Below are 25,592 nucleotides of genomic sequence, written 5' to 3'. Positions count from 1 at the left end.
CTGATAAGAAAGCCGATAGCACTCCTCTGAGCCCGGGAACGCCCCTTTGCGGATATCGGCAGCCCAGCGCGACAGCGCCTCCTGGAACAACTGGAATCCATTTGTATAGGCACGAACGAATTTGGGGCGATGGCCTTCGGTTAGCCCCAAGACATCATGAAACACGAGCACTTGGCCCGAGCAATCGGCTCCTGCTCCGATCCCGATGGTGGGTATCGTGAGAGATTCGGTCGCTCGCGCCGCGAGCTCGGCAGGAATGCCCTCCAGGACAAGCGCGAAGCAACCGGCTTCCTGCAGACGGTGCGCGTCATCGAGCAACCGCAAGGCGGTATCTGTTGTCCTTCCCTGCACTTTGAATCCACCCATGACGTTGACGCTCTGCGGGGTCAGACCGAGATGTCCCATCACAGGAATGTCGCAATCGACCAAGGCGCGTACCATCTCGATGCGTTTGGCACCACCCTCGAGTTTCACAGCATCGGCGCCACGCTGTAAAAAACCTCCTGCATTGCGAATCGTATCCTCAGAACCGACATGAAAGCTGAGAAAGGGCATGTCGGCCACAAGCAAGGCATGAGGCCTCGTGCGCGCAACAGCCTCCAGGTGATGATTCATCATGGCCACGCTGACGGGCAGCGTGTTGTCGAATCCCAGGCAGACGTTTCCAACGCTATCGCCGACCAGGATGATATCGACAATGGGATCCGCGATGCGCGCCGCAACCGCATCGTAGGCGGTGGTCATCACGACACGCCGTCCTTTATCCTTCCACTGCTGCAGTGCCGGAATCGTGACACGCTCTAGAGGCTGCTCTGAACTGTGGCTCATTTTGAATCCGCTCCGCACACACCGTCGGCGCTTCCTAGAGAACGCGGGAGAAACCTGTCAATGGCATGGAGGATGGAGATCCCAGTTGTCTAGAACTGGGGAACAGCGCAAAAACAGTCCAATGGTCGCGCAACCATGAGACAAGACCTTCCTCATCCATTTCACCACCCGATGGCTCGTCTTCACGTGCAGTTTCAGCGGCTATGCCAGCCGCGCCCTCAATCGAGGAGCGGCGCTCGCGACGAGCCACCATCTGCACGCGTTTCTGGGCTGATTGCAGTCTCTCCAAACGGTGACGGCGACCGGACCGAGCGCAGATGCGCGCAGTGGGGACTTCGTCTTTAGGGCACATCTCCGTGTCTGCCCGCTAGGGGGACTCGTGAGACTCCTGCTTCGGCGCCTGCGCACCGAGCAAAGCAAACGGATGGCAGGCCAGGAACGTCCAAAGGTGACAGGCCGCCGTAAGCGCAGCGAGAGTCGCGGTCGAGTAGATGTCGTCGCGAACGCGCTCAGACCGCGCCAGCCTGCTGGCCCTGTAGGCCGTGAAGTCGATTATTTTTGCCGATGTTTCTGTCACTCGATTTCCACGTGCTCTAGAGGGCCACTCGAATTCTCTGACCAGGGCCGTACCGGCACAACTCAGTCCATTCCTAAGCCGCTCGAAGCCAACGAAGCCATTTCTGATCGGCCTCCCGCCGCGCCTTGAAGCGGTTGACGCATCTCTTCGAGCAAAGAGCCGTTCGCCAGCAGTAATGGCGGATCAGCCCAAACTTTCCGCCGCATATCGCGCAGCAAGTGGCTGAATGGTCGAGGGAATTACGGAAGCCAATGTGCATTCTCGCCTCCTGTCAGACATTTACCTAGGAAGCCCCGCTGCCCTCTGACCACAGCACCACGCGCGCACCGAAGGTGCGGCCCGCCCGGCGGTCCGTCTTCCTGGTTGTTGCAGCCATCAAGAGCCTTGACTCTGATGTGCGGCTGCCTCGCGAAGCAGTACTTTCCGCAGATAGCCTCGCCGAGAATTTGGTCAAGATAATTGATTTCTCTATCGTGATTTACGCAATTCGCTCGACATTTCGGTCAAATGCTGCGCCTTGCATGACTAGCCCGCAGAATTACTGCGGCAGTTGGATCGGGAGCGCTTAAGTTGGGGGCTGCATCCTCGTTGCACTATCAAAAGCAGCAATACGGGCACTTTCCCTTCCAAGATCCTGTCACTGCAGACGATCGCACAGTCTCGTGCATCTCACATCAGCAAGTCAGCAGCGTCGCGGATGGCAGTATAGATTTCATCAAGATCGGCCGCCGTAACGCAGTAAGGCGGCATCACGTAGATCGTGTTACCGAGTGGGCGTAACAGCAGATCCCGCGCTTGGAAGAAAGCCAAAAGCCTCGGACCGATGTCCGCCAGATAGCCAGCATCGCGCGTGTTGAGTTCAACCGCTGTGACTGTTCCTGTGCGCCGCACGTTTGCGAACCGTGAATCGAGGCGGAACGGCGCGAGTGCCTGTTCTTGCATCCTCGCCAAGGATGCCAGCCGCCAGCGATACTCCTGATCCTGCCATAGGTCCAGATTAGCCTTGGCGGCGGCACAGGCCACTGGATTGGCCGTATATGAGCTCGAATGAAAAAACGTACGCGTGCGATCTTCAGAATAATGCGCATCGAAAATATCGGCACGACACAGTGTGACGGCGAGCGGCAGCGCCCCAGCCGTGAGGCCTTTCGAATAGCAAGCAATATCGGGCGTGACATCGGCCTGCTCACACGCAAACAAGGTACCCGTCCGGCCCCAGCCTGTCATGACCTCGTCCGCAATGAACAGGACGTCAAAGGCTTCGCAAATCCGCTTCATCTCTCTTAGCACCGAGGGCGAATACATCAGCATTCCACCGGCACCCAATATCAGGGGCTCCACGATAAAGGCTGCGGGATGTTCGTTTCGACACGCGTTTTCAAGCGCATCGAGAGCTCTTTGCTCACAATCTCTTGCCGGGAACGGAATCGAGGTCACCTCGAACATCAGCGCCCCGTAGGCCGCATTGAAGATGCCTCGGCTACCTACCGACATCGCCCCGATCGTGTCGCCATGGTACGAGTGCTGCATCACCACAATTTTGGTTCGCTCTCTTCCGGTATTGCGCCAGTAGCCGAGCGCCATTTTCAGCGCGACTTCGACGCTGGTGGACCCGCTATCGGAGAAGAACACATGTTCGAGCGCTGGGGAGGTGACCTTCAATAGTTCCGTCGCAACCTGCTCAGCCGGGTCGTGAGTGTATCCGGCGAAGATGACCTGGTTGAGCTTGCCTGCCTGTTCTCGGATCGCGTTCACGATGCATGGATGGCAATGGCCGTGGGTCACGACCCACCAGGAGGAGATTGCATCGATAAGGCGTCGGCCATCTTCGGTGTAGAGATAGGCCCCTTCTCCCCGGACCACCTTCGTCATATCCCGCTGTAGAGCATGCTGCGTGAACGGATGCCAGATCGGCGACCTCTTAGCTGTCTTCATAGGTTCAGGAAATCGCTGCTAACAAAGGAGTCTTTGAAAGCGGCCTGCAGCCTATCGTTTGTGAGGGGAACAAGCCACGGGAGCCGTCCCAACCAACGCACTCTCCCGATCTCGCAAACCGCGCTTTCAGTTTCGGCGTTTCTTTCGCCAATGAACGCAATCCCAAGGATTCGAATCTGACGCTTCCGCAGAGCCTCTATGGAGAGCAGGGAGTGATTGATTGTGCCCAGTCCCGTCCTTGCGCAAAGCACGACGGGAAGCTGCCAGCGCTCGAAGATGTCGATGTAAAGCGTGCGCGCTGTCAGCGGCACCATGAGTCCGCCGGCGCCTTCGATCACGAGTCGCCGCTCGCCGCTGTCCGGCAGTCCAAGCGTCTCTGTATCTATGCGAACGCCGTCGATCTCCGCTGAGTGATGGGGCGACGCGGGCGTCCGAAGTCGATAGAGCTCCGGGACAATCCGATCGGACGAGAGGCCACCGAGGCGGCGGATGCACTCGGAGTCGATCTCTTGTTCGAGTCCAGCCTGGACCGGCTTCCAGTAATTCGCGCCGAGAAGCCCGGCGAGCCCTGCGGAGAATACCGTTTTGCCGACCCCGGTGTCCGTACCAGTCACGACGATCCGTTTATTCATCGAAACGAGCCCCTCGTCACCTCAACCAGCGCATCGAGCATCGCGCGCACGTCCGCTTCGCCAACATTGAGTGTCAACGAAATTCGCAAGCGGGCGGTGCCTGCAGGGACGGTTGGCGGCCGAATTCCGCGGATATCGAAGCCGCGCGCCTGCAGAGCAGAGGCAAGTCGCATTGCATGAGCATTGTCACCTACGATGTAGGGCACGATCTGAGAGGTCGATGGTGTGCGCAAACCAAGCGAGGTGATCTGCCGATGCGCGAACGCAACGAGTTTGGCCAGCCGTTGCTGCCGCTCCGGCTCTTTCTGCAGGGTGAGGAGTGCCTCTCGAACGGCAACGGCCATCAATGGTGATGGGGCGGTGGCAAAAATAAACGGACGGCAGCGGTTGACCATGAAATCGCGCAAGATGCCGGAGGCCGTAACAAGTGCGCCCGCCGCACCGAGCGCTTTGCCGCAGGTATGAACGACGATGAGATTTTCGCGCTTGTCATAAGGGGCCGTGAGCCCTCGTCCTTGATGCCCGTAAGCGCCTGTGGCATGTGCCTCGTCCACGATCAGAAACGCGTCTTGGCGATCGGCGATTGCCACTAGCTCTTCGAGTGGAGCGAAGTCGCCATCCATACTGTAGAGACTTTCGGCCACAATCCACACGCGGCCCGCTCCACCTTTGTTTCGCCAGGCGCGAATTGCGTCTTCGACTGACTGGGGATCATTGTGCGCGTGAATTCGACACTCTGCGCGACCGGCCCGCGCCCCCTCGTGAATACTGGCGTGCACGAGCGAATCGAGAACGAGCAGATCGCCGCGCTGCGGGAGCGTTGTCAGGAGGGCAAAATTTGCGATGTAGCCGCCTCCAAAGAAAAGCGCTGCCTCCGCGCCAAAGAACTGAGCCGCTTCTGTTTCGAGCCGTTCATGCTCCTCGCAATTGCCGCGCAGAAGCCGCGACCCGCCGGCTCCAACCGGAGTGCCCGCCTCGAGCGCGGCGACCATCGCCTTTTTGATGCGCGAGGCGTTCCCGAGCGCCAGATAGTCGTTCGATGCGAAATCGATCCCCACGCGCGGCTTGAGGCAGCGCAGCCGTTTATCTTCGTTCAAGGCATTCAACGCTGCGACGTAGGGACTAAGTCTTGCTGTCTGGATCGACCGCATTCATCACTCCGAGGATCGCATCAAATCACGCAAAAGATGCGTTGGCCGTTTAAGAAGGAAGGATGGCCCGTTAGGTTCAACTTGCCAGGATGCGATTATCTCGGTCCACACGCACAACGCGTGGCTTGAACTTCTTTGCTTCGGCCTCATCGAATGAGGCATATGCAACGATAATGATCTTGTCTCCGGGCATCACCAGTCGGGCAGCCGCACCGTTCAGGCTCATCGTACCAGACATCGGCGGCGCCTCGATCACGTAGGTGGCAAAGCGCGTCCCTGTTTCTACATTGTAGATTTCGACGCGCTCGTTGATCACCATTCCTGCTGCCTCCAGGAGCGTACGATCTATCGAGATCGAGCCTTCATAGTGCAGATCAGCTTCGGTCACTGAGGCGCGATGGATTTTGCCCTTCATCAAAGTTATCTGCATTTCTCACCTAGGCTGGTGTAGGGGCAACATATTGGGCGCGCTGCTTCCGTCAGGCGAGCCCGGACGTGATGCCGAGCCGGGCCAGCAGATCCGCGTCGCGATCAACTTTCGGGTTATTGGTGGTCAAGAGCACGTCGCCGACGAAGATTGAATTTGCGCCGGCCAAGAAGCAAAGCGCCTGCAATTCATCGGTCATGTATTGCCGCCCGGCGGACAAGCGAACCACACTCCTCGGCATCATGACCCGCGCGGTCGCCAGCAGCCGGACCAGCGCGATCGGATCGGGAGGCTCCGCGGTGTCTTCCACCGGTACGCCCTCAATCTTGTTCCACAGGTTGATCGGCACGCTTTCGGGATAGTTGGGAAGATTGGCGAGCAACACGAGCATACCTAGGCGGTCCTCGACGCGCTCGCCCATGCCGATAATCCCGCCGCAGCAGATCTTGATGCCGGCATCGCGCACATGCGCCAGCGTATCGATGCGGTCCTGGAGGCTGCGGGTGGTGATGATCTTGCTGTAAAACTCGGGCGATGTGTCGACGTTGTGATTGTAGAAGTCAAGGCCGGCCTCGGCGAGGCGCGCGGCATGCTTCGGTGTCAGCGTGCCGAGCGTGACACACGTTTCCATGCCGAGACCTTTGACCGCGTTGACCATGTCGCAGACGGAATCAAGATCGCGATCTTTTGGCGTGCGCCAGGCCGCGGCCATGCAGAAGCGCGTAGCGCCGGCATCCTTCGCGCGCTGTGCGGTCGCAACCACATCGGCGCAACGCATCAGACGGGTCGCTTTCAGGCCGGTCGCGTAATGCGCGCTTTGCGAGCAGTAGCCGCAGTCCTCCGGACAGCCGCCGGTCTTGATGCTGAGCAGGCTCGCAGTTTCGACGTGGTTTGGATCGAAGTTCTTGCGATGAGCGCGCTGCGCCTGAAGCATCAGGTCGGCAAAAGGAAGGTCGTAGAGCGCCTTAGCCTCTTCGACGTTCCAATGATTACGAACCTGCGCCCCGTTGCTAGCTTTCTTTCGTTGGACTTGCACAGCAGCATCCATAACCCAATCTCGCTCAGTTGTAGATAATCGCGTGAATTATCTATAGTCATCGCCCTCGAAGAGATGCTAATCGAGCTGCCTCGCAAATGCACCGATTATTGCGGTAGATAATCTATGATCACTGCTGACAACATGACGATGGTCGCGCGCATCGCGGACTCAATCGCTGAGCGCATTATCAGCGGCGCCTTAGCGCCAGGCGCACCACTCCGTCAGGATCACGTTGCACGAGAATTCAATTCCAGCCACGTCCCCGTGCGCGAGGCCTTTCGGCACCTGCAGGCACAACATCTTGTTGTCGCTGTGCCGCGTCGCGGTGTTCGGGTTGCCCCGCTCGATACCCGTTCAGTGAAGGAGATCGCCGAAATGCGCGCCGCGCTCGAGGTGGTGGCATTGCGCCATTCGGGGCCAAGACTGACAACAGCTCATTTGGCTCAAATCGAGCTCGCCCTAATCGAAGGAGACAATGCAAAGACGATCGAGGAGTTTGAGATGGCCAACCGCGCCTTTCACCAAGCCTTGGTCGCGCCGTGCGGAATGCCGCGTCTGCTCGCGAGCCTCGATGGATTGCAGCTTGCCAATTCTCGATTGGTGTTCGCGATGGCGCGATCGGTGGGCTGGCGACCGCGCTCCAATCAAGATCACCGCCTGATTCTGCAAGCCCTGCGAACGCGCAACGTCGATCACGCCTGTAACCTGCTCACGCGGCACATTCAAACCATTGAGCGACTTGCCCTTCCGGCGTCCTGAGCAAATCTGGCAAGCTCCATTGCAGATCGCCGACGGTTGCAAGCGACGATCATGCGGCAAGCGACTAGCCTCATTGCAACCGAATCTATTCCCAGATAGTTATGGCACCCGCTAGCGACATCTCCACGGACGGCCATGATTCGTCACATCGTTTTCTTCAGCGCCAAGGACGAGGCGCATATCCACCAGATCATCGAAGGTCTTTCGCTTCTCAGCACGATACCGCATGCGCGCCGGCTTGAGGTTGCCCGTAACCGCAAGACCGATCAGCTCGGCAACGATATCGACATCGTGGTCTATGGTGAGTTCGACAGCGAGACAGAGCTCGCAGCGTACAAAGCGCACGATCTCTACCAGGAATCGATTAAACGGGTCCGACCGCTCCGCGAGCTGCGGTTCGCGGCCGACTACGATGTATCAACAGATACCCCTTTCGCCTCCACGGCAGGATGATCCTGGTGCTGTCGCAGCAAAAAGTCCGCCGCCGGCGTAACTTGGCAATGGGCCTCATGTTTCGGCCCAGCACAGATAAGAGTCATTCTCATCGGTGGGGCAACAGATGGAACGGCACTTTCACGACGTCAGCCGCCTGTGACCGATAACCCGATGTACGTTCGCGAGTTGCAGTGGGTTGAACCTGTCACAGCGATGCGACGTCTTGGGCATCGATCGCATCTCACGTTTCTCGATAGCGCAGCAAGGCACGAGCTGCTTGGGCGCTACTCATATCTAACGTGCGACCCCTTCAGCACCTACAGGGTCGCGAACGGCCAAGCCAGTTGGAACGGACTGACTCTCGAGGCCGATCCATGGAAGGTCCTTCGCACGCTACTCGCGAAGTACCCGCAAGAGCATCGTCCCGATCTCCCGCCATTCCAGGGAGGAGCGGCAGGCTACCTTGCCTACGACATGAACAGGACATTGGAGCGATTGTCTGCCCCGCCAATTGCCGGTCTGGGTTTGCCCCAATCCATCCTGCATTTCTATGACGTGGTCATCAGCTTCGACCACCGGGATAACAAATGCTGGATCGTCTCGACCGGATGGCCGGAGCAGGATCGCGTGCGACGGAGCGAACGAGCGCTTCGTCGAGCCGACGAGTTTGCAGCATTGCTTGCCGGTCCAAACGCGCCACAGAAGGGTTGTCCCAGCAAAGCGGGCGCGTGGCGCTCGAACTTCAGCCGCGACGGCTACATTGCGGCGGTACAACGCGTGATCGACTTGATTCTCGCGGGTGACGTGTTCCAGACAAATATTGCGCAGCGTTTCAGCACCCGCCTGTCGACCTCGTTTGATCCGCTCGCCTTCTATTGCCAGCTACGATCATTGAATCCGGCGCCTTTTGCGGCCCTGCTGCGATGGGGAAAGCTGACCATCGCATCAAGTTCGCCGGAACGATTCCTGAAACTTGAGGGGCGACAAGTCGAGACACGCCCCATCAAGGGCACGATAGCGCGTTCGCCTGATCCCAAGGAAGACCACCGCCGTGCGGCTGCTCTCCTCGCTTCCGAAAAGGATCAGGCCGAGAACACGATGATTGTCGACCTTTTGCGTAACGATCTGTCACGCGTTTGCACTGCGCATTCGGTCGGGGTTCCGGCCCTATGCAATCTCGAGTCCTATGCCTCGGTGCACCATCTCGTGTCGATCGTTACGGGGAAACTTGCCGGAGACGAAGACGCCGTTAGCCTGCTCCGCGCTTGCTTTCCCGGCGGCTCCATTACGGGAGCGCCAAAGCCGCGGTCGATGGAAATTATTACAGAAATCGAGCGCATAGCGCGAGAGGTCTATTGTGGGGCGATCGGCTTCATCGGCTTCAACGGGCACATGGACACCAGTATTGCGATCCGCACTGTCACGATCGACGGCGACCTGGCTGTGTTTCATGCGGGCAGCGGTATAACGGCCCTGTCGAAGCCCGAGGCCGAATACGAGGAAACGCTCACCAAGGCAGAGCGAATGTTTGATGCATTTGGTACTGAACCAGCTGGTGCATTTTGATTGTCATCGTCGATAATTACGATTCCTTCGTGTTCAATATTGCCCGCTATTTCCACAAGCTCAGTGAAGCAACGGAAGTGATCCGAAACGACGCTATCAGCATCAGCGAGCTCGTTGGTCTCAACCCGCGCGCGGTGGTCATATCGCCCGGCCCCTGCACCCCAACTGAGGCAGGAATATCGACAGCAGTGGTTCGCGAACTTTCAGGACGCGTACCAATTCTCGGCATCTGCCTTGGACATCAGTGTATTGCAAGCGTTTTCGGAGGACGGGTGGCGCGTGCGCGTCGGCCCATGCACGGTCGGCGCTCATACGTTGCGCATGACGGCCGAGGGTTATTCAAGGGACTGCCAACCCCGCTTGACGTCGGACGCTACCATTCTCTTATCGTCGCGCTTGATCAGTCATGTGCGCAGAACCTCGTAGTGACAGCGCGTTCGGAGGAAGGCGAGATCATGGCCCTCACGCACGGCTATTATCCCACCTATGGGGTCCAGTTCCATCCCGAGTCGATACTTACCTCACAGGGGCACGTCCTGCTTAAGAACTTCTTGCGACTCGCACAGGATTTCCGAAACCGCGCGGAGCAATGAGAGGCTCGGCCTGCCAATCAAGATGGTGGACCGTCGGTTTTCGACGTGGTTGGAAGGCGAAGCCTCATATGGCAGGCATTTTGTGGTAATCCGCGCTGTTCCGTGCTTGGCTCTGCAGTCAGCGGCCCGCCTCCGACGGAAACCAGCCCCTGCGGTTTCGAGGGCCGGACGTCTCTCTTGGCCGGCTTGGATGTGGTGCGCGCGGGGGGCAAAGAAGCAGCAGGAGCAGGAGAAGCAACAGGCGCCGGATTCTGCAGCCCCTCGATTCTTTGGGTCAGGGTTGCGATCTGATCCGAGATCCGCCTTAGCTCGGCTTGCTGCGCATCGACGTTGCGATTGAGCTCGGCAATTTCATCGGCTGTCTTCTGCTGCCCTGATTGGATCCATAAAAGGACGTCCCTATGCTCAGGTGACAAGCAAAGCGCGCGAGGCAGAGCGGCCTTGGCAGCCTGCGCCGAGCCACACTTGATGGCGATCCAGCGATCTTGGATGCTGGGCGAGCAAGAATCAGTTCGACACCTTTCGGCGAGCGGCCGTGTGACTCCGCATGTCGCCTCGATTTGCTGGGAGTACGTCGAGCCAGGTCCAATTAAGTTGCGCGCATTTATCTTGGAAGCGATTCCTGGGCTTTCAGCATCTCAGTTACTTAACGCCGCTTCGCCGCGGGACGTCTCACCGAGCGATCGTGGCGGCGGTGAGCGTGCGGCTTTACGGCGGTCCAACGCGTGGGCGGCGAGCAGGATTTGCCGGCATCCCAGCGCTCGGTGCGCACAACTACCTCGCCGATGAGGCACTCTGGTTGGACGACAGTCGCACTTCGTACTTGTTCTGCTCTCTCCTCTGCAGGCCGGCTCGTTGATGCGAGCTCGCGTCCGACATGGTCTACGGGCGCGGTCGAGCACGCCAGCGGTTGACCAGAGCGGATCATCAAGTGATCACTCTTTGTCGCTTGCTAAGTATGAGCTCCGCTTCCTTTTCGGCTACGCCCATGGCTGCCTTCATGGCGATCAACCAGGAAAGGCGGAACGAAGCATGACCCGAACACGCGGCGGGGCTTCGTAGCTCAGGATGGCGCATGCTCGTGACAGAGTTGCCTCGCGATGCGAAGGTGCGGGCGTACGCCGAAGGTGTTCGCCGACGAGCGGGGGCCAAAAGGAAGCAAGTTTGCCAGACGGCACCATCGCCACAAGCATTCAGCATCTTAGGAGATGCTGAGGATCTGCTCAAGCCGCGCGACCTCCCCTCGCAACATCTCGATAGACACGTCTCGGTTCTCCGAAATGTTCAAAGCAGTGTGGACCGGCTCTCCAGCGTGAGATGAGCCGGGCAATCCTCCCGCATTGGTACTTCGCATATCCCACCAGGTGCGGAATATACGGCGATAGAGTTCAGTTACCTCCCGTCCCCTGTCTAGAACTCCGGCTTTCTGGGCATGCAGCAGTTCCTGCTCATATCCGAGTTCCAGCAAAAGCTCGGCACCGACCAGATCGGTCACGGTTTGCATCTCCTCGAACGTTCATGTGGAAGATCCTTGGTAGGGCTACGAGCAAAACAATGTGTTCAATGCCGATTATGAATCACGACCGGACATAACCTTTGAGACCAACACTTTCTAACAAAGCCCATCAATGAGGATGCTGGAGGCCCACCGCCACATTGAAACGCCATCCAAAAAACCCCCTCAGCGCGGATCGGCAAAGCCAATTTGCTACAGAACCTTCTATGGCACTGAGGGCGGCCTGCGAGCCGCCCTACCGTGCAAGTACCAGCGCGGCCCAAGCTATCGCTGATGTCCGAGTCCGATTCCAAGATTCAAGGCCTTCTGGCGAAGCGCACCGACACTGCGTTTGGTCATCTTTGCTATTTTTATCACGGGGGTCCTGGCCTTCGAGTGGACTTTGAGCTCCTTGATATCTGCCTTCGTCCATTCGCGCCGCTTAACGCGTTTCTTGGTTGCTTTCTTCACGATGAATGCTCCTTCTTAGGGGAGCGGCTTGTAACATAGTTTTTTCGGCGCGACGACCGTAAAAAATTAGACAAATATTATACGGAATCGCGCCAGGTATAATCTTGGGCATGTCTTCCGAAGCGAGGTGTCTGCACTGTTGCAGCTGCGCAATTGTAAACTTCATACGCACGTCGCGTTCTGATAGCGTTCCAATCGACGCCTTTATATGCGGAGCTAAACAACCAACACGCTCTCGAATAAGCGAGCCAAATCGCAATAGAGATGAACGGATCCCACTAAGGAGGTGCGGACAGAGAACGGAAGGATGTTGTGTTTCAGCCTCCGCGATATTGCTAAGAGAGAGGTGGCTGACGAGAATGATCACAAGGCCCGCTCAGCTTTGATCACGCGCTCTTTGTCAAGTTCGCTTCTTGACGTATTCAACTCGCGCAAAGAGCGCCGCCGCTTGATGGCCTCGACTGAAGTGGTAGGTTATTGGTGAAGTTCACGCGCGCCGACCTCACATCCAAAATGCTGATATGTCGAGCTCGTTCTCCGCGTGCAGCCCACTGCCAGTGATGCCCTCAATTCCAGTGCAAGATCATCATGCCAACTTTTCGGGATAAGAAATTTGCTGAAAATCCAGCACGACTGGCGTCCACCGCCGATCAGGACACCACAGGCGGTAGAACGCTTAAAGACGGGCAGAGACCCTCGTCGGCTACCTTCGCCAACCAACACATGGGTTCTTGGCCCTGTTCCCGCATCTGACCCGGATGCCTTCCGGGAAATCAGTTTAGCCGACCGTCTCGACGACACTGATGTGCACGAAGAGGCCAAATCCTTCGTCCCTCAGGTCAATATCTTCGGTCGCGTTTAACGACTCCACAACACTGATTACAACATTACAACGACACTGTTTCTAGATTGAACTTCGCGATCCAGTCGAACTACATCACCACCAGCAAGGGTTTAAGCGGCTGTCCTCCACGTCGAAATCGGTTTACGTGGGCTCAACCGCATGCCGTGGGACGCTTTCTGCCCGCGTTCGCTTCCAGCCGAGAAAACAAAGGGAGCGGCACCTCAGCTTTCGGCTCTTGCGCGAACTCTCGCTCAACCTGCGCCTGCATAGTACCCCGATCTAAGTTTTCGAGCGCCTCAAGCTATTCTCTTCCCTCCTCGGTGATAATCCAGCACCCGGCCTTCCGCTCGATCAGCTTTTGGCCGAAAACATCGAGTTGGGGCGCGCGGCTCGCAGTCCGCTTCATACGACCCGTCCACTCCGGGCCGCTGCTACAATAGATAGCCAAATGCTGCTTAACGACTTCGATACTCGCCAGACCGTGCGGCTGGCCGGCAAGTCTCTTCAGTATCGACAACTGAAAACTCGCGCACGCCATCGACTTAAGGAAGCCCATATTACATATTTTGAGGTAAGCTCCAGAGCTGCGAGCCGCTTTTCAAAAGAGAGCTTCCTCCTAAATCCGATTGCACGACACCCGCCTGCCGTCGCCGCGGTAAGCAACGCTTTCGACTGCATCCCGCCAAGAATCTTCCGAAGAACGGTTCAGCATTAGATAGCTGCGTTGACTAGGAGCGTGAGGTGGTCTTGACTGCCGACTTCGACCGACTTGAGATCAAACGACGTCGGTAGTAGCCACGCCGTTGTACATCCTGATGAATGACATCGCTCACCGAACGAACCGCCCGCTTCTTTCGTTTCCAATTCCCGCCCAATTCCGCGGGGATCGCAAAGCCTCTCGGCACGACCAAAAGATCGTTTCTTTGGTTCAAATAGATATCGAACATGTGGTGGCTCTTTTTTGCACAAGCGTAGATCGGCTGTCATCGAAGCAACAGTTGCCTTTAAGTCACTGGACGATCAAATGACATTCAAAAGCTCCCGTCCTGATACGGGAAGACGGTCACGTGCACAATGGTGCCGCCAGATGTGAGCGTGTGCACGTCCCGACTTACGGCGCACGGAGAGGGCACCCGACAATGTCCACTTCAAACGAGGCGGAGAGTCTATCTAGGTGGCCACTCCGAGCGGATCTTAAGATTGCCATAAAAGAATAGATCGAAAGAGAGTTCGCGATCGTGAGCCGCATAATTGGTGGCCGTACCCGCTACGACTTCCTTCAATCTCGACCACTCATCGTACGAATTCAAGGTCACGCTTACCTCCTAGCAGCGAGATCGTCTGTTCTCTACCCACTGGGATGATCCCGCTTTGGCCGGCTGGTCAGATGCGCTCTACACCATTGCCGGATAGGTGCTCTACACCACGAATTCAACCTATCTGCCCTGAGGTTCGCCACGGCGGATAACGTATTTGCCGTCCCTTCGGGATTCCATATACGGCTGCCGGCGGCGTAGCGCAAATTGTACAATTGGAACGCTTGCCACAGTAAGGCTACCGCACGGAGTGGCAGCGGGCGGAAGTAAGGCTGATCCGGAGCACCGCTGCCAAGGTTCGAAGTGGACGCCGGTCACTGTAAAAGGGCAAAGTCTCGTCCGATCGAAACGCGGACGCCGGACACAATGTCGTAGGCATGCTCGACGAACACGTCGTCGCGCCCGACGCCATAGCCGCCCATGCAGATGAATGCCATGACTGGCGAGGACGCCGGTGAATGTCACGGGCGTGAACTGAGAGCATTGGCCGGTGTTGAAGACCTTAAACTTCCGTGGGGGAAAGTGCGACGCCCTTGCTAACTCAGGAGAGCTCGTCCTCACGGAATGCTCGAAAGGCGATGTGGACGGATTGGCTCATGCAGGCGGTGTTCGAAGCTCCAAAACATCGGCGAAGATTGTCCAATCGCGGACTCGCCTTTGCCGGCAGAAATCGGTCTCCGCCTGCTGAGCTGCAGCACTCAGCGAGGCGGCATCGACCTTAAATGCTGCCTGGCACGCACGATGCTCGCCGCCGGCATCGTCGCAAACGATCTTCATAAACCGGACGCTAAATGAAGGCATGCCCCTCTCTTCGTGTGGTTTGCTTATCCACTATTCTGCCATTCGCGCGGGGAGTATTTGATTTGCCTCAAGGAGCATCCCAAGAGGTCTGTCCGATCCTCCGAAGATAGGCCGAAAGTCCGCCGTGAACTTTACGAGCTGTCCGCGATAGTCTTGTGAACGACTGCCGCAAGTGCAGGCTTATCGCGGGCTGATTTCTGCCATGCGCCGGCGGGCTACGCGCGCAAGCGATCGCTGGGCAATGACGCCGAGAACCCCGAACTTGCATCGGCGGTCCACCTGAAGACGCGATTGCAGAAGCCGATCATTACACTTGTCCTAGCCCACGTTTCGATAAGCCCGGTCCAGGACTTCAGCGCCAGAGCTTAAGGTCAGGATCAGCGCCGGCAAGGCTACCGAATGAAAGGCGAAGCATCAATGACCATCGGCGTGCACGGAGCAATGGCGAAAATGTTGTCTTAGCCATGGGCGTGAGTTGCGCCTCAAATCAAGGCGCTGGTCTGTTGCAGAGAACGCGAGGCGCTCGCTGAAGCGCGAGTTCGGAGCATGTCGACAGGCGTCTGCGGCTGGTAGCGGTCACGAGCCACCGATCCCGGACGCGCACAACTTTTTGACAAGCATCAATGATGCAGCGGCTGCCTCTGATAGAAGTGGTCTTCTAGTAAGGTCAGACGCACGGCAGACAGAAATGCTTGACGCCCATGATGCTTTCATGCCCGGGTACCCGCGGCCGTTCCTAGGACTGCTGCCAGACGCAGCCGCAGCCGCGCGGCGAGCCAATGACCGGCCACATGATAAATTGCGCCGACTTGCGATGGCATCTACTTTATCGGCCTGCGGGACGGCCCTGCTATGCGCTCAGAGCGAAGCTACGCCCATCTAAATGCGCGCGTGAGGAAGGCCACCCACACACAACCAACACGATGACGCCGGAGGACAAGGAGATGTGTCTCACCAACAAAGGACGTGACATGACAGACGGCCGGACCATTTACCCTGCCCGGGCCGGATTACTGGAGCTGCAGTCCAGTAAAACTGGTGCAGCACATCTACAAATATCAATGGCCGAGGCCTTGAGCTGATCCAAATCAATTCGACAAAAGCTCAGATGTCGTTTCCTGGCGCAGATCCAAATATTTCAGTTCGCGAGCGGATCATGTTCCGTCACAACAGCGCAAAGCCGATATCCCTCCGCCGCGGCTGACGCGATCGAGACGCGGGTCGTCCGAACGATATCGGCGTCGGCCTGTCCGCGCAGAACCCAAGCGATGTGCGCAGTGTTAACAAGGTATCTGAATTTGTCACCCCGCAGCTATGAACACCGGCCAGGATCTAATGATCTGACATGGGAGCAGCTTGGAAAGGCGCCGCCCTTCGATCAGGATCTGGAGATTGCCGTGATCGAGGGTAATTCAATTCACCGGGTGGTCTTTCCTTGCCGCCGGATCTTCGGCGGATGGATCAACGCGAATACCGGAGAGCAAATCGCGGTGCGGCCGACGCATTGGCGTATGTGGCCCGGATAGCGCCGTTATCCCAAATGGATTGGTGTGAGTTGGCGTACGGACTGCCTTCGCCGTCCTCTCTTCTGAAACTATCTCGTGGATCGAATGAGGGAGCCTGACGGCATCTCCGAGCGGACCGAATCCGCGCCGAGTGCCTTGCGGTGTCCGTCAAGCATTAGTTTTCTCATTGCTGTCGCGGCCGTTGCCAACGTGCCCATGAGCGACAAATCTCGGCGTAAATTTCCAAATCTCAACCTATACGGCCGCGTACCACGGCATGATTAGCTGCAATACACTTCTGCTTACATGGGTTGCAGATTTTCGGCGAATGTTGTCGCCGTGATCGAGCAGCTGGCAATTCTACCCCGGCCAACGAAACTAGCGCAACGCGTCACCGTCTTTTCTCCGAGACCGTACCTTCCCCGGTCCACGAAGTGGACCGGGCATCATGTCGGCGGCAATGGTAGCCTCGATATTGTGGAAAGCGCAAATCACCACAACCGAGTTAGCTTTGTTGAGAACAGACCGGAGCTCGGGATCAACCGATTTGCGGATCGGATGCAGCGCGCAGTTCGCGCGCGGCAGCGACCATGTTGGTGAGCGCCGGCCGAACCTCCTCCCATTTGCGCGTTTTTAGGCCGCAGTCCGGATTGACCCAAAGCTGCGAATCCTGCAAACGCGTCCGAGCTAGCACCATCAGCTCCTTCATTTCGCCCGTCTCGGGGACGCGTGGAGAGTGAATGTCGTACACGCCCGGTCCGATTTGATTTGGATATTCGTACTTCCTGAACGCATCCAGTAGCTCCATTTTCGATCGCGACGTCTCGATTGAAATGACATCCGCATCCATTGCAGCGATCGCACCGATGATGTCGTTAAACTCTGAGTAGCACATATGTGTATGGATTTGCGTTTGATCGGTAACGCCCGATGAGCAGAGGCGGAAGCAATCTCCGGCCCAATCGAGATATGCCTTCCAGTCCGACCGGCGCAATGGCAATCCTTCGCGGAGTGCAGCTTCGTCGATCTGTATTATGGCTGCACCGGCATTCTCGAGATCGCGGACTTCATCGCGCATCGCGAGCGCAAGCTGACGGCAGACCTCGCTTCTAGGAATATCATCGCGAACAAACGACCAGTTCAGGATCGTCACCGGTCCGGTCAACATCGCCTTCATCGGCTTACCAGTTAGTGATTGCGCGTAGCGCCACCATTCCACGGTGATCGGCTTCGGCCGCACTACATCGCCAAACAGGATCGGGGGCCTAACGCAGCGCGAACCATAGGACTGAACCCATCCGTTCCTTGTAAATGCGAAGCCGGCGAGTTGCTCGCTGAAGTACTGCACCATGTCATTACGCTCGAATTCGCCATGCACGAGGACGTCAAGACCGATGTCCTCCTGCCAACGTACGGCGCGGGCTATCTCCTCTTTGAGGAACCTGTCGTATTGCTCCTCGCTCATCGCACCTCGCGCATGCGCCGCGCGAGCATTTCGCACCGCTGCGGTCTGCGGAAACGATCCTATCGTCGTGGTAGGAAAAGCCGGCAGTCCAAAGCGTTCCCTTTGGATCTCGGAACGACGGGCAAACGGGGTGGCGCGCTGGCGCATCGTCTGATCGATCGCCCTCATTCGGACAGCGACGTTGGCATTATGGATCTTCGGCGAGGTCCGGCGGGCAGTCGCGGCGCATTCCGACTCGGCAAGAGCTAGCCCAACATTCTGGTCGCCTGCGAGTACCCGCGCCAGGATCGCAAGCTCACGCATCTTCTGAACCGAGAAAGCAAGCCAGCTCTTGACGTCGGACGCGAGCCCGGTCTCGAGTTCAACATCGACCGGCACGTGAAGCAGCGAGCAGGACGGAGCGAGCTGTACACGGTGCCTGCCAAGCTTCGCAATCGAGGGCTTCAGCCGCTGACGGAGCGACGGCAAGTTCGACCGCCACACATTGCGGCCGTCGATGACACCGAGCGACATGACGAGATCACTTCGGCCGTCAGCAATGATCTGATCCAATAGTTCTGGCGCTCGAACCAAATCGACGTGCAGACCGGAAATTGGCAGGCTCAAGGCAGTATCCAGATTGTCGCCTAGGGCGCCGAAATAGCTCGCAAGCATGATCTTGATAGCGGGTCCCTCCTTTGCGAACCGGTTATAGGCGTGCAGCAACGATTGTCGCGCCGCCTCATCCAGATCAACGACCAGGCAGGGCTCATCAAACTGAACCCAACTTGCCCCTCGTTTGGCTAATTCATGCAGAAGGTCGATATAGACAGGTATCAGATCATCGAGGAGAGAGAGGGGCTGGAACGCGCTATCGGTACTCTTGCCGAGCTTTAAAAATGTGACCGGCCCGATCAGGACAGGGCGGGTCTGAAAGCCAAGAGCCCTGGCTTCCTCATACTCTTCGACGGGTTTGCGAGAGCACAGTCTGAACGCCTGTCCCCGGTAAAACTCGGGAACCATGTAGTGGTAGTTGGTATCGAACCACTTGGTCATTTCCTGCGCGGGCACGCCAGATCCCCGCGTACTCTGGTCGCAACTCGCATCCTGATCGCCGCATTGCGATCCGCGGGCCATGGCGAAGTACGTCTGGAGCGAAACGGATTCTCCGCTCGAGGCGTAGATCTCCGGGATGGCGCCAACCATGACACTTGTATCAAGCACCTGATCATACAGCGAGAAGTCGTTTGACGGAATGATCGTGACGCCGAGCGATTTTTGACGAGCCCAGTTCGCTGCGCGTAGGCCGGATGCGTCTTCGTACAACTGCTGTTCACTAATCTTTCCAGACCAGTAGCTTTCTAGAGCGAGCTTGAGCTCACGCCTTGGGCCGATGCGTGGCGTTCCGAGCGTAGCAACTGGAAGAGAGAGAGGAGACATCGCGTTAACCCCTGTTGGGGACAAAGGCCATGGCGGACGCAGGCAGGAGAAGTCGCGCGTGCGACGGCTGCTTGGCGTACCACCGAGACACCCCGCCCGTGGACCAATATATTGTCGGGGCCGGTCTCCTGGCTTGCTGGTCATCGCTGCTGTCCGGCCTTCCCGAAGCCGTGCAGGCTTCAGTGACATCGTTGGACAGCGGCTCGCCACTTACAGTTGCGGGGGCAGCGCCGGCATTTGCACCGGCTTCCCTCTTAGCTCCGGATCAATGGGAACCGGAGAACCTCGACGACTTGGATTATCGGCACGAGAACTCTTCCGTCAACCTCTCAGATTATGTGCAAGCTAATCTGCGACATCTGCTAGCCGAATGACCGTGCATCTCTGTGACTTACCACCATCCAGAAACATTCTCTAATCAGAGATGTCATAATCAGACATATCCTTCTCAGATACCGGAATAGCATCCGGAGCTGCCTTGAGGCGGAGCCGCACGCTAGATCGATGAAAGGGACAGAAGCAGCCTTCCGGCGGGAGTACCGACGTTTCTATCAGAATGCTTTCGATGCGGCCTTGCGATTTCCAGAGTTTCGCCCAGCACCTCGGCTAGCCAGCTATTCTCTCAACTAAAGGATCTGCAGCGAATAGGCCAAGGCACGTGGCGGAATTTAGCAACATACGAGGCGAGGGGTTGATTTGCGTGCCACCCAGACTTCAAAGCCGGGATCAAGCCGGCTTGGTGCCGCTGGCAATCATGCAGCTCGAACGCCGGCGGCACGATAGCGAACCACACAGCTCAATAGCGGCAAACGCACTTCCGTCCATCAGGCATCCGGCATCGAGGCGTTCAACTCTTCTGCTAAATATCCGGTGCGGGACAAGGATGCACAAGCTGCGGCGGATACACTGAATAGGAACACCGAAAACGTGCAAAGGTCAGAAAGTCGACAAGAGCGACACAAACTCTGTGAAAATTTCCGCCTATTGCCTGGCACGAAGAATGCAGACCCTCGGCATGCCCAGTCTCCTCCTGCTGGGCAGGTCCAGCTCAGCCAACTGACGCAGTCGCTGTCGGGGAAGTTAGCTGCGCATGACATACAGGGAGCGCCTGATCGCGCGGGACAGCCAGCGGGTGCCACGTCGCATCCCGTAAACTTCTTGCGATGGCTCATAGCAGGTTCGAGGTTGCCTGCTTTACAAGATGTTTGGATGAAACGCGATAGGCCGAGGGTTATGAAGAGAATGTCTGGAAGACCCGCGCTATGGCTTTGCTTGGTCGGATTTTTAATCTGCCTCGCCTGGCCGGCTGCCATGAGCAATAATATTCGGGCCAGCGACAGCCCCCTTGTCGAACGATTGAAGTCAACTTGGCGAGCGCAAGATGGTGAGACGATAGAACAAATTATCTCCAATGTCTCGAAGGTGGCACAGTTCGTGCCTCAAATGTGGGGCGTTATTGAACTTGGCCAAAACGACTTTATTTTCGTTTCGTGGACCAGACACCGGGACAACAAATCGGACGAACAGTACGTTATCACCTGGAAGATCGCCCTCGACGGCACGTTTGAACTTGCGTCGACTTATGCGAAGCCGATGGAATTGGGCTGGCGCGCCCTGGCGCTCTCCCTGATCGCCAGTGAAGTCGCAGATGGCGAAAGGGACGCAAATCTTCGCTTTCTGCATGATCCGGCCAACTTCAACTTCGTGGCCACCCCGCAAGGCCGGCTCGGCGATCTTCTGCGGCAGGGCCGCTGTACTATCATTGAACCAGTTGGAGTGGACTACTTACCGAAGCGGAATGGCAAACCGGCCGAGACGGGTGACGTGTGGCGCGTTCTGCTCTTGGTGAATTGTAGTATCCAAGGACCACGTTATTTTGCACACAACGGGGTCATCACTTTCGAAAAGAGAGAAGGACAGGATTGGGAGCCACAATCCTCCTTTGCCAAGCGCATCGCGAAATTTGCCCCTGGCTCCTGGTTCCAACGCACCGAGCCAAATGAAGAGGAAGACTTAGGAGAGCGAAGGCCCGAGTAAACTGCCGCAGAGCAACATCGCGCCGCAGTTCCTCCATGGCCCAGTGCCTCGGACCGACTGCAAGACATACGCGCTCGGCACTTGCTTTGTTTTAGCTTCCGCAACGGTCCGGGTGCCTTTCTCGCAGCAGTCCGGCCCGTCGCAAGAAGGTCGGCCGCGCGATTGCGTTTGTTCCGCCTAGTGTCAGCGGCGCGCACGAGCTTGCGAGATGTGGTTTTCCCGCCTTCACTCCAGCCGGTGTGAGGACACCACTGTGCGTGAGTATAGCAACGTCGAAGGCACCAGGAACTGGGTGTGAGACGAAACCGGCGAGGAAGTTACCGGGAGACGTTCACCGGTAGCGACCCGGCATACCGCTGAGCGCTTGCGCATTTCCGAGCGCGCAGGCCGGGAAGCTCAGGGGCCGTACGCAAGAAAACGTCGAGGACCAGACTGGCTCGACCCTAGCTTAGCTGGCACCCATTCGTCTGCATGTCATCGATCCAGATTTCGAAGCATGGAAAACGCCTGTTTAACTCTGCTCCACCTGCCCAGGTCGACATCAACGATCAATCTTGCCGGGCGTAAGAAGGTTAAGTTATGCGCGGGCGTCTACCCTGAACTCCATTGCGTCTTCTTCTAAATCGGTCAGAGAAAGCCAGACCGATCTTTTTCACATCTTTTCGTGTGAAGTGCGAAATTTCATTGCAGAACCGTTGGCAGCGGCCATTTTGCCGATGGAAACCGTCGCCAACCAGACCAAGGTTGATGCTCCACGCCTGACTCCAGCGCGAGCCAGCGCTTCATCGTCGGCCACTTTTTTTTGCAAAGACAACGTTCCGGGGTTCGGGTTTGTTCAGCATCGCCAGTTCGGCGCCGCCCGCGAGGATCTCCCCTCAGGTGGAGAGAGTAAAGCGCGGTCCTAGTGAGAGAGCCGCTGATGCTCGAAGAATAGCGCCGCACGCCCCAAAGAAATCACTTGATCCTTACGCAGCGTCAGGCCGTAGGTTCGCGTTCCGGCGAAGCCCTCATAAAGCGCGTCGGAAATGCCGGCGGAATAACGGACGTAACGCTGTCAAGCAGTCGAATGTATCGGCACCGTGTCGTGCGTGAAACGTGGATCAGGAGCGAAAGGTTGTTGTCGGGATGAAGAACCGCGGAATTATGTTCGCATTGCTCGCTCTCGTCACATCTCCGGTCTGCGCCGCGACGTTCAGCGGTGCTCCGCGCATCCTCGACGGCAATACGATCGAGATCGACAAAACCAACGTTCGGCTCTCAGGCATCGAAGCTCCTGAGACGGACCAGATTTGTCTCGACGCCGAGGGCCGGAAATGGGCCTGCGGCGTAGCTGCTCGCGACGAGCTTATCAAGCATTCAAATGGGCGAACCTGGGATTGTCATACCCAGAGAGTCGATGAGTACAGACGAGCCCTCGGTAACTGCTTCATCGAAGGCGAGAATGTGAACGTCTGGATGGTACGCTCGGGCTGGGCACTATCGACTGCTCCATCTCACGCTGTCTATGAGTTGGCGGCAAGCACAGCCCATACGGGACTGTGGTCGGGAGCGTTCATCGCTCCCTGGGACTGGCCTCGCCGCAATAAGGGCACGATTATCGTCGGCGCGTGGTCGGTTCCGATCGACGCGCAGGAAGTACTGCTCGGATCCGTCCTGCTGTCGGAACCGCCGTCCCCCGAGTGCCTGATAAAAGGCACTGTCGAGCGCAGCGGCGAGCGGATCTATCACCTGCCAGGGCAAGCCAGCTACGAACTAATCGACATGACGAAGAAGCGTAGCGAACGCTGGTTTTGTAGCGAAGCGGAAGCCGAAGCCACCGGGTGGCGTAAGGCCGTGCGTTGAGGCGACACATGCATGCAGCCAATTCTCCAAATATGTACCATTTAACCAGGACCGCGCGTTCGCGCCGTTCGCTGTTGTTGTTTGCTGCGTCGACAGTTTTCCTGCGATTCGGCAATAAGATCGCCGATGCGAAGGAAGCAAAAAGCACGCCCAAGCCAGATAACCTGCTGTCGCCAGATGCTGCCCTGAAGCGGCTGCTGATGGGAAACGAACGTTATGTCCAGGGTGCATCACGAGCCGACGATCTTAGGCGCGAGCGTTCGGCTTTGGTCGAAGGCCAAAATCCATATGCGGCGGTTCTGAGCTGCGCCGACTCTCGCGTGGCGCCCGAATTTGTGTTCGACAGCGGGCTAGGTGATTTGTTTGTCTGCCGCGTCGCCGGCAACTTCGCTAATGATGATACACTCGCCAGTATGGAATATGCGGTCGCAGTACTGAACACGCCGCTAATCCTCGTACTAGGCCACGATCATTGCGGCGCGATAGACGCTACGATCAAGTCGCTCCATCAAGATAAGCCGCCGCCAGGGCACATTTCAGCCCTGGTGACCGCACTTGCTCCCGCCGTGAACGCATCTCTAGGGCAGGCCGGCGATACATCCGCCCGCGCAACCCGAAACAATGTGATCGACAATGTCAACAAACTCAGATCGACGGGCCCTATTCTGAAGGCTGCAGTCGAGCAGAACCGGCTGAAAGTCGTCGGGGCCCTGTATCGGATCGACAACGGTAAGGTCGATATTGTCAGCTGACACTAGCACATTCACACCCGAGGCAAATCATCTGCCGTGCGATACGGCCCTTCCGCTCCGCTGTTTGGTCCATCGTCTGCGACAAATGCCCCGGATACCATCCGCTCCACAATAAATGATCAACTCGGGAAGTGCTTCGGTATGCGTGGCGTCTTGATTCTGCTTATGTTCTACGTACTCATGCTAGCAACACGCGGCGAGCATCAAAAAACGCACCTAACGCGTCCGACAGCGTTCATGCCTCCATATTGAGTTGCAAACCCAATAGCGTGGTTCCGGCAGCAGATCGCGATAAAGCGCATTGCCTGGCTGTGAACTCCAGAGCCGGCGACGATCCTGAGATCTTCTGGCTCCGATCGAGCACGCCATGAATGGTGTTGCTTTATCACCAAGCTCAGCCAGGGCTGCAGATCACATAGAACAACCAGCAGGACTGGCCGCCCGGTCTGTAAACGAACATGCCACCCGCGCCAGTAGGCCAGCCGCATCCATCATTCGTTAGATAGTCTCGTTCGCCGCCAAGGGACCCGGCCCGCAATGATGATGCCGTTGAAAGCATGGTTGTTTTCACCACGATCTCGCATGCACTGCCTGATATTGCGCACAATCGCACGACCCGCCCACTTGCACAATTTACTATCCGTCCTCCATAACGAGGTCGATACGAGACGAAACTGGCAGCTTGCAGATTGCATAGTGTGTACGCGAAGCCCATCAGGTTGTTAGTTGCTGCGGACACAGTAAATTGTGCCAGATTTGTCAGCCCAGGCGAATACCAGAACAATGATTCAAGTGTTGCGCACCGTCTGCCAGCCAGAAATCATCTGGCAACCGATCGACTTGGCAAGCAAGCTCTTCAACCACGGCGTCGCTCAGTAGGAAACAGAAGACTAGCTTCAGAACGTGGATCCCTCATCAGTTGCAACGCTCGTAGTGCGGGCATGCTGCGCGAATTTGGCAAGCTCGGCCAAAATCGGAAGCATTGGAAAACCGCCGAAGATGGAGGCGCCGGCGGCTGCAAAAGGGGTCGACAGGTCAGAATTCTGCCCGAATTTCTTGAGTCCTGTAGGACAGAAGGTAGACAGCTCGTGTGCTGCAACGAGCCTCCTAAGCTCCCCGGGGCCTCTTCGAAGCGCCTTGTCTTTGCTTGCATGAGCCGGGTACTCTTGCAGTCACCTCGAACAGATTTGATCGCGTAATTCAGCGTCTTGAGCTCCGTGCGTTTGCTGAACACCAGCTGTCTGGAGGTCCGCTTCTAACCAGGCGCTCACCCGCAGTCGCACGAACGGCTATTGGGCTGTTGGTGGCATCGGGAGATCGGAGCGGGTGCTAATTTTGGCATTAACGTTGAATCTGGCCGGTCGGCGAACGAGGTCCGCTTCTGTCGTTTTGCTTGCGGTTTGTTGAGTCAATGACATTGGCGGAAAGTATACACGAAATTCACGAGCATGTGCTGGCACCGCGCGGCGGAATGATCTCGCGAGATTCGGACAAGGCCGGCAGACATGCTTAATGGCACGCCGATTGCTGGAACGATGAAAACTAAGTCGCAGGCTTGAGCGCTCTCCCGAGCATAACTCAGGAACTCCACACTTGGTTCGACCCGGCTTGTCCGACGTGTGAGCACACGTCCATGGAGAGGACATGACATCGCATGCCCCGATCAACCGCCGGAGACCCAGTCCGGCAACGACGGCCGATAT

The 25,592-nt window shown here is 57.3% G+C and carries 19 protein-coding genes and 1 riboswitch; of the genes, 8 read left to right on the top strand and 11 right to left on the bottom strand.

The features are described from left to right. The 6 genes from panB to bioB form a co-directional block, all read right to left on the bottom strand. Nucleotides 1-828 (bottom strand): 3-methyl-2-oxobutanoate hydroxymethyltransferase (gene panB / locus IC50_RS33905; RefSeq protein ID WP_035715562.1); only part of this gene is annotated, 828 nt, incomplete at its 3' end. A 1,246-nt stretch (nucleotides 829-2,074) separates the two neighbouring features. Beyond that, nucleotides 2,075-3,340 carry an adenosylmethionine--8-amino-7-oxononanoate transaminase gene (locus IC50_RS33890; protein ID WP_011084894.1) on the bottom strand — a complete coding sequence of 422 codons (1,266 nt, stop codon included), beginning with the start codon at nucleotides 3,338-3,340 and terminating at the stop codon, nucleotides 2,075-2,077. Then, nucleotides 3,337-3,972 (bottom strand): dethiobiotin synthase, encoded by a 636-nt coding sequence (bioD, locus tag IC50_RS33885; protein WP_011084893.1) that lies wholly within the window; start codon nucleotides 3,970-3,972, stop codon nucleotides 3,337-3,339. The genes IC50_RS33890 and bioD overlap by 4 nt, the downstream gene beginning before the upstream one ends. After that, a complete protein-coding gene (locus tag IC50_RS33880; RefSeq protein ID WP_011084892.1) occupies nucleotides 3,969-5,123 on the bottom strand; it encodes an 8-amino-7-oxononanoate synthase in 1,155 nt (384 codons plus the stop codon). Before IC50_RS33880 ends, bioD begins: the two co-directional genes overlap by 4 nt. A 76-nt stretch (nucleotides 5,124-5,199) precedes the next feature. Then, the gene (gene panD / locus IC50_RS33875) at nucleotides 5,200-5,553 is read right to left on the bottom strand and encodes an aspartate 1-decarboxylase (protein ID WP_028144145.1); all 354 of its coding nucleotides are present in this window, start codon (nucleotides 5,551-5,553) and stop codon (nucleotides 5,200-5,202) included. A 49-nt stretch (nucleotides 5,554-5,602) separates the two neighbouring features. Continuing rightward, a complete protein-coding gene (gene bioB / locus IC50_RS33870) occupies nucleotides 5,603-6,598 on the bottom strand; it encodes a biotin synthase BioB (RefSeq protein ID WP_011084890.1) in 996 nt (331 codons plus the stop codon). A 114-nt stretch (nucleotides 6,599-6,712) separates the two neighbouring features. Between bioB and IC50_RS33865 the strand changes: the two genes are divergently transcribed. The 4 genes from IC50_RS33865 (at nucleotide 6,713) to IC50_RS33850 (ending at nucleotide 9,942) form a co-directional block, all read left to right on the top strand. Next, nucleotides 6,713-7,348, top strand: coding sequence for a GntR family transcriptional regulator (locus tag IC50_RS33865; protein WP_011084889.1), 636 nt, complete (start codon nucleotides 6,713-6,715; stop codon nucleotides 7,346-7,348). Between the two features lie 135 nt (nucleotides 7,349-7,483). Then, nucleotides 7,484-7,801 (top strand): Dabb family protein, encoded by a 318-nt coding sequence (locus IC50_RS33860; protein ID WP_011084888.1) that lies wholly within the window; start codon nucleotides 7,484-7,486, stop codon nucleotides 7,799-7,801. A 153-nt stretch (nucleotides 7,802-7,954) separates the two neighbouring features. Continuing rightward, the gene (pabB, locus tag IC50_RS33855; protein ID WP_035715558.1) at nucleotides 7,955-9,349 is read left to right on the top strand and encodes an aminodeoxychorismate synthase component I; all 1,395 of its coding nucleotides are present in this window, start codon (nucleotides 7,955-7,957) and stop codon (nucleotides 9,347-9,349) included. Next, a complete protein-coding gene (locus tag IC50_RS33850; RefSeq protein ID WP_014497769.1) occupies nucleotides 9,346-9,942 on the top strand; it encodes an anthranilate synthase component II in 597 nt (198 codons plus the stop codon). Before pabB ends, IC50_RS33850 begins: the two co-directional genes overlap by 4 nt. Nucleotides 9,943-11,143: 1,201 nt before the next feature. On the opposite strand, the gene IC50_RS33840 is transcribed toward IC50_RS33850, so the two are convergent. The 5 genes from IC50_RS33840 to metE form a co-directional block, all read right to left on the bottom strand. Next, on the bottom strand, nucleotides 11,144-11,437 hold the full coding sequence (locus tag IC50_RS33840) for a hypothetical protein (protein ID WP_272481446.1): 294 nt from the start codon (nucleotides 11,435-11,437) through the stop codon (nucleotides 11,144-11,146). A 285-nt stretch (nucleotides 11,438-11,722) separates the two neighbouring features. After that, entirely contained in the window at nucleotides 11,723-11,908 is a 186-nt protein-coding gene (locus IC50_RS39610) for a hypothetical protein (RefSeq protein WP_076829490.1), read from the bottom strand. Between the two features lie 2,474 nt (nucleotides 11,909-14,382). After that, on the bottom strand, nucleotides 14,383-14,505 hold the full coding sequence (locus tag IC50_RS43815) for a hypothetical protein (protein WP_256379475.1): 123 nt from the start codon (nucleotides 14,503-14,505) through the stop codon (nucleotides 14,383-14,385). Nucleotides 14,506-14,662: 157 nt separating this feature from the next. After that, nucleotides 14,663-14,869 (bottom strand): hypothetical protein, encoded by a 207-nt coding sequence (locus tag IC50_RS39600; protein ID WP_026312600.1) that lies wholly within the window; start codon nucleotides 14,867-14,869, stop codon nucleotides 14,663-14,665. Between the two features lie 2,043 nt (nucleotides 14,870-16,912). Next, complete coding sequence (gene metE, locus IC50_RS33820; protein WP_035715551.1) at nucleotides 16,913-19,258, bottom strand: 5-methyltetrahydropteroyltriglutamate--homocysteine S-methyltransferase; 2,346 nt, start codon at nucleotides 19,256-19,258, stop codon at nucleotides 16,913-16,915. A 101-nt stretch (nucleotides 19,259-19,359) separates the two neighbouring features. Next, nucleotides 19,360-19,561, bottom strand: a riboswitch (cobalamin riboswitch). A 1,008-nt stretch (nucleotides 19,562-20,569) separates the two neighbouring features. On the opposite strand from metE, the gene IC50_RS33815 reads away from it, so the two are divergent. The 4 genes from IC50_RS33815 (at nucleotide 20,570) to IC50_RS33805 (ending at nucleotide 23,889) form a co-directional block, all read left to right on the top strand. Beyond that, a complete protein-coding gene (locus IC50_RS33815; RefSeq protein ID WP_224516888.1) occupies nucleotides 20,570-21,295 on the top strand; it encodes a nodulate formation efficiency C protein in 726 nt (241 codons plus the stop codon). Between the two features lie 554 nt (nucleotides 21,296-21,849). After that, the gene (locus IC50_RS41710) at nucleotides 21,850-22,200 is read left to right on the top strand and encodes a hypothetical protein (RefSeq protein ID WP_131233174.1); all 351 of its coding nucleotides are present in this window, start codon (nucleotides 21,850-21,852) and stop codon (nucleotides 22,198-22,200) included. Nucleotides 22,201-22,420: 220 nt separating this feature from the next. Beyond that, a complete protein-coding gene (locus tag IC50_RS33810) occupies nucleotides 22,421-23,137 on the top strand; it encodes a thermonuclease family protein (protein WP_028144319.1) in 717 nt (238 codons plus the stop codon). A gap of 8 nt (nucleotides 23,138-23,145) precedes the next feature. Continuing rightward, nucleotides 23,146-23,889, top strand: a complete 744-nt coding sequence (locus IC50_RS33805) for a carbonic anhydrase (protein WP_028144320.1) — start codon at nucleotides 23,146-23,148, stop codon at nucleotides 23,887-23,889. Nucleotides 23,890-25,592 lie beyond the last annotated feature (1,703 nt).

This window comes from Bradyrhizobium genomosp. I (2014), assembly GCF_000261685.1.
Classification (GTDB): Bacteria; Pseudomonadota; Alphaproteobacteria; order Rhizobiales; family Xanthobacteraceae; genus Bradyrhizobium.
The sequence above is the reverse complement of the archived record's forward strand: the minus strand, read 5'-3'. Positions and strand labels throughout refer to the sequence as shown.

Bases quoted from the DNA above. Each gene is read 5' to 3' on its own strand.
- IC50_RS33890 (WP_011084894.1), bottom strand. From the start codon at position 3,340: ATGAAGACAGCTAAGAGGTCGCCGATCTGGCATCCGTTCACGCAGCAT.
- bioD (WP_011084893.1), bottom strand. From the start codon at position 3,972: ATGAATAAACGGATCGTCGTGACTGGTACGGACACCGGGGTCGGCAAA.
- IC50_RS33880 (WP_011084892.1), bottom strand. From the start codon at position 5,123: ATGCGGTCGATCCAGACAGCAAGACTTAGTCCCTACGTCGCAGCGTTG.
- panD (WP_028144145.1), bottom strand. From the start codon at position 5,553: ATGCAGATAACTTTGATGAAGGGCAAAATCCATCGCGCCTCAGTGACC.
- bioB (WP_011084890.1), bottom strand. From the start codon at position 6,598: ATGGATGCTGCTGTGCAAGTCCAACGAAAGAAAGCTAGCAACGGGGCG.
- IC50_RS33865 (WP_011084889.1), top strand. From the start codon at position 6,713: ATGATCACTGCTGACAACATGACGATGGTCGCGCGCATCGCGGACTCA.
- IC50_RS33860 (WP_011084888.1), top strand. From the start codon at position 7,484: ATGATTCGTCACATCGTTTTCTTCAGCGCCAAGGACGAGGCGCATATC.
- pabB (WP_035715558.1), top strand. From the start codon at position 7,955: ATGTACGTTCGCGAGTTGCAGTGGGTTGAACCTGTCACAGCGATGCGA.
- IC50_RS43815 (WP_256379475.1), bottom strand. From the start codon at position 14,505: ATGGCATTCATCTGCATGGGCGGCTATGGCGTCGGGCGCGACGACGTG.
- IC50_RS39600 (WP_026312600.1), bottom strand. From the start codon at position 14,869: ATGCCTTCATTTAGCGTCCGGTTTATGAAGATCGTTTGCGACGATGCC.
- metE (WP_035715551.1), bottom strand. From the start codon at position 19,258: ATGTCTCCTCTCTCTCTTCCAGTTGCTACGCTCGGAACGCCACGCATC.
- IC50_RS33815 (WP_224516888.1), top strand. From the start codon at position 20,570: ATGAGCAATAATATTCGGGCCAGCGACAGCCCCCTTGTCGAACGATTG.
- IC50_RS33810 (WP_028144319.1), top strand. From the start codon at position 22,421: ATGAAGAACCGCGGAATTATGTTCGCATTGCTCGCTCTCGTCACATCT.
- IC50_RS33805 (WP_028144320.1), top strand. From the start codon at position 23,146: ATGCATGCAGCCAATTCTCCAAATATGTACCATTTAACCAGGACCGCG.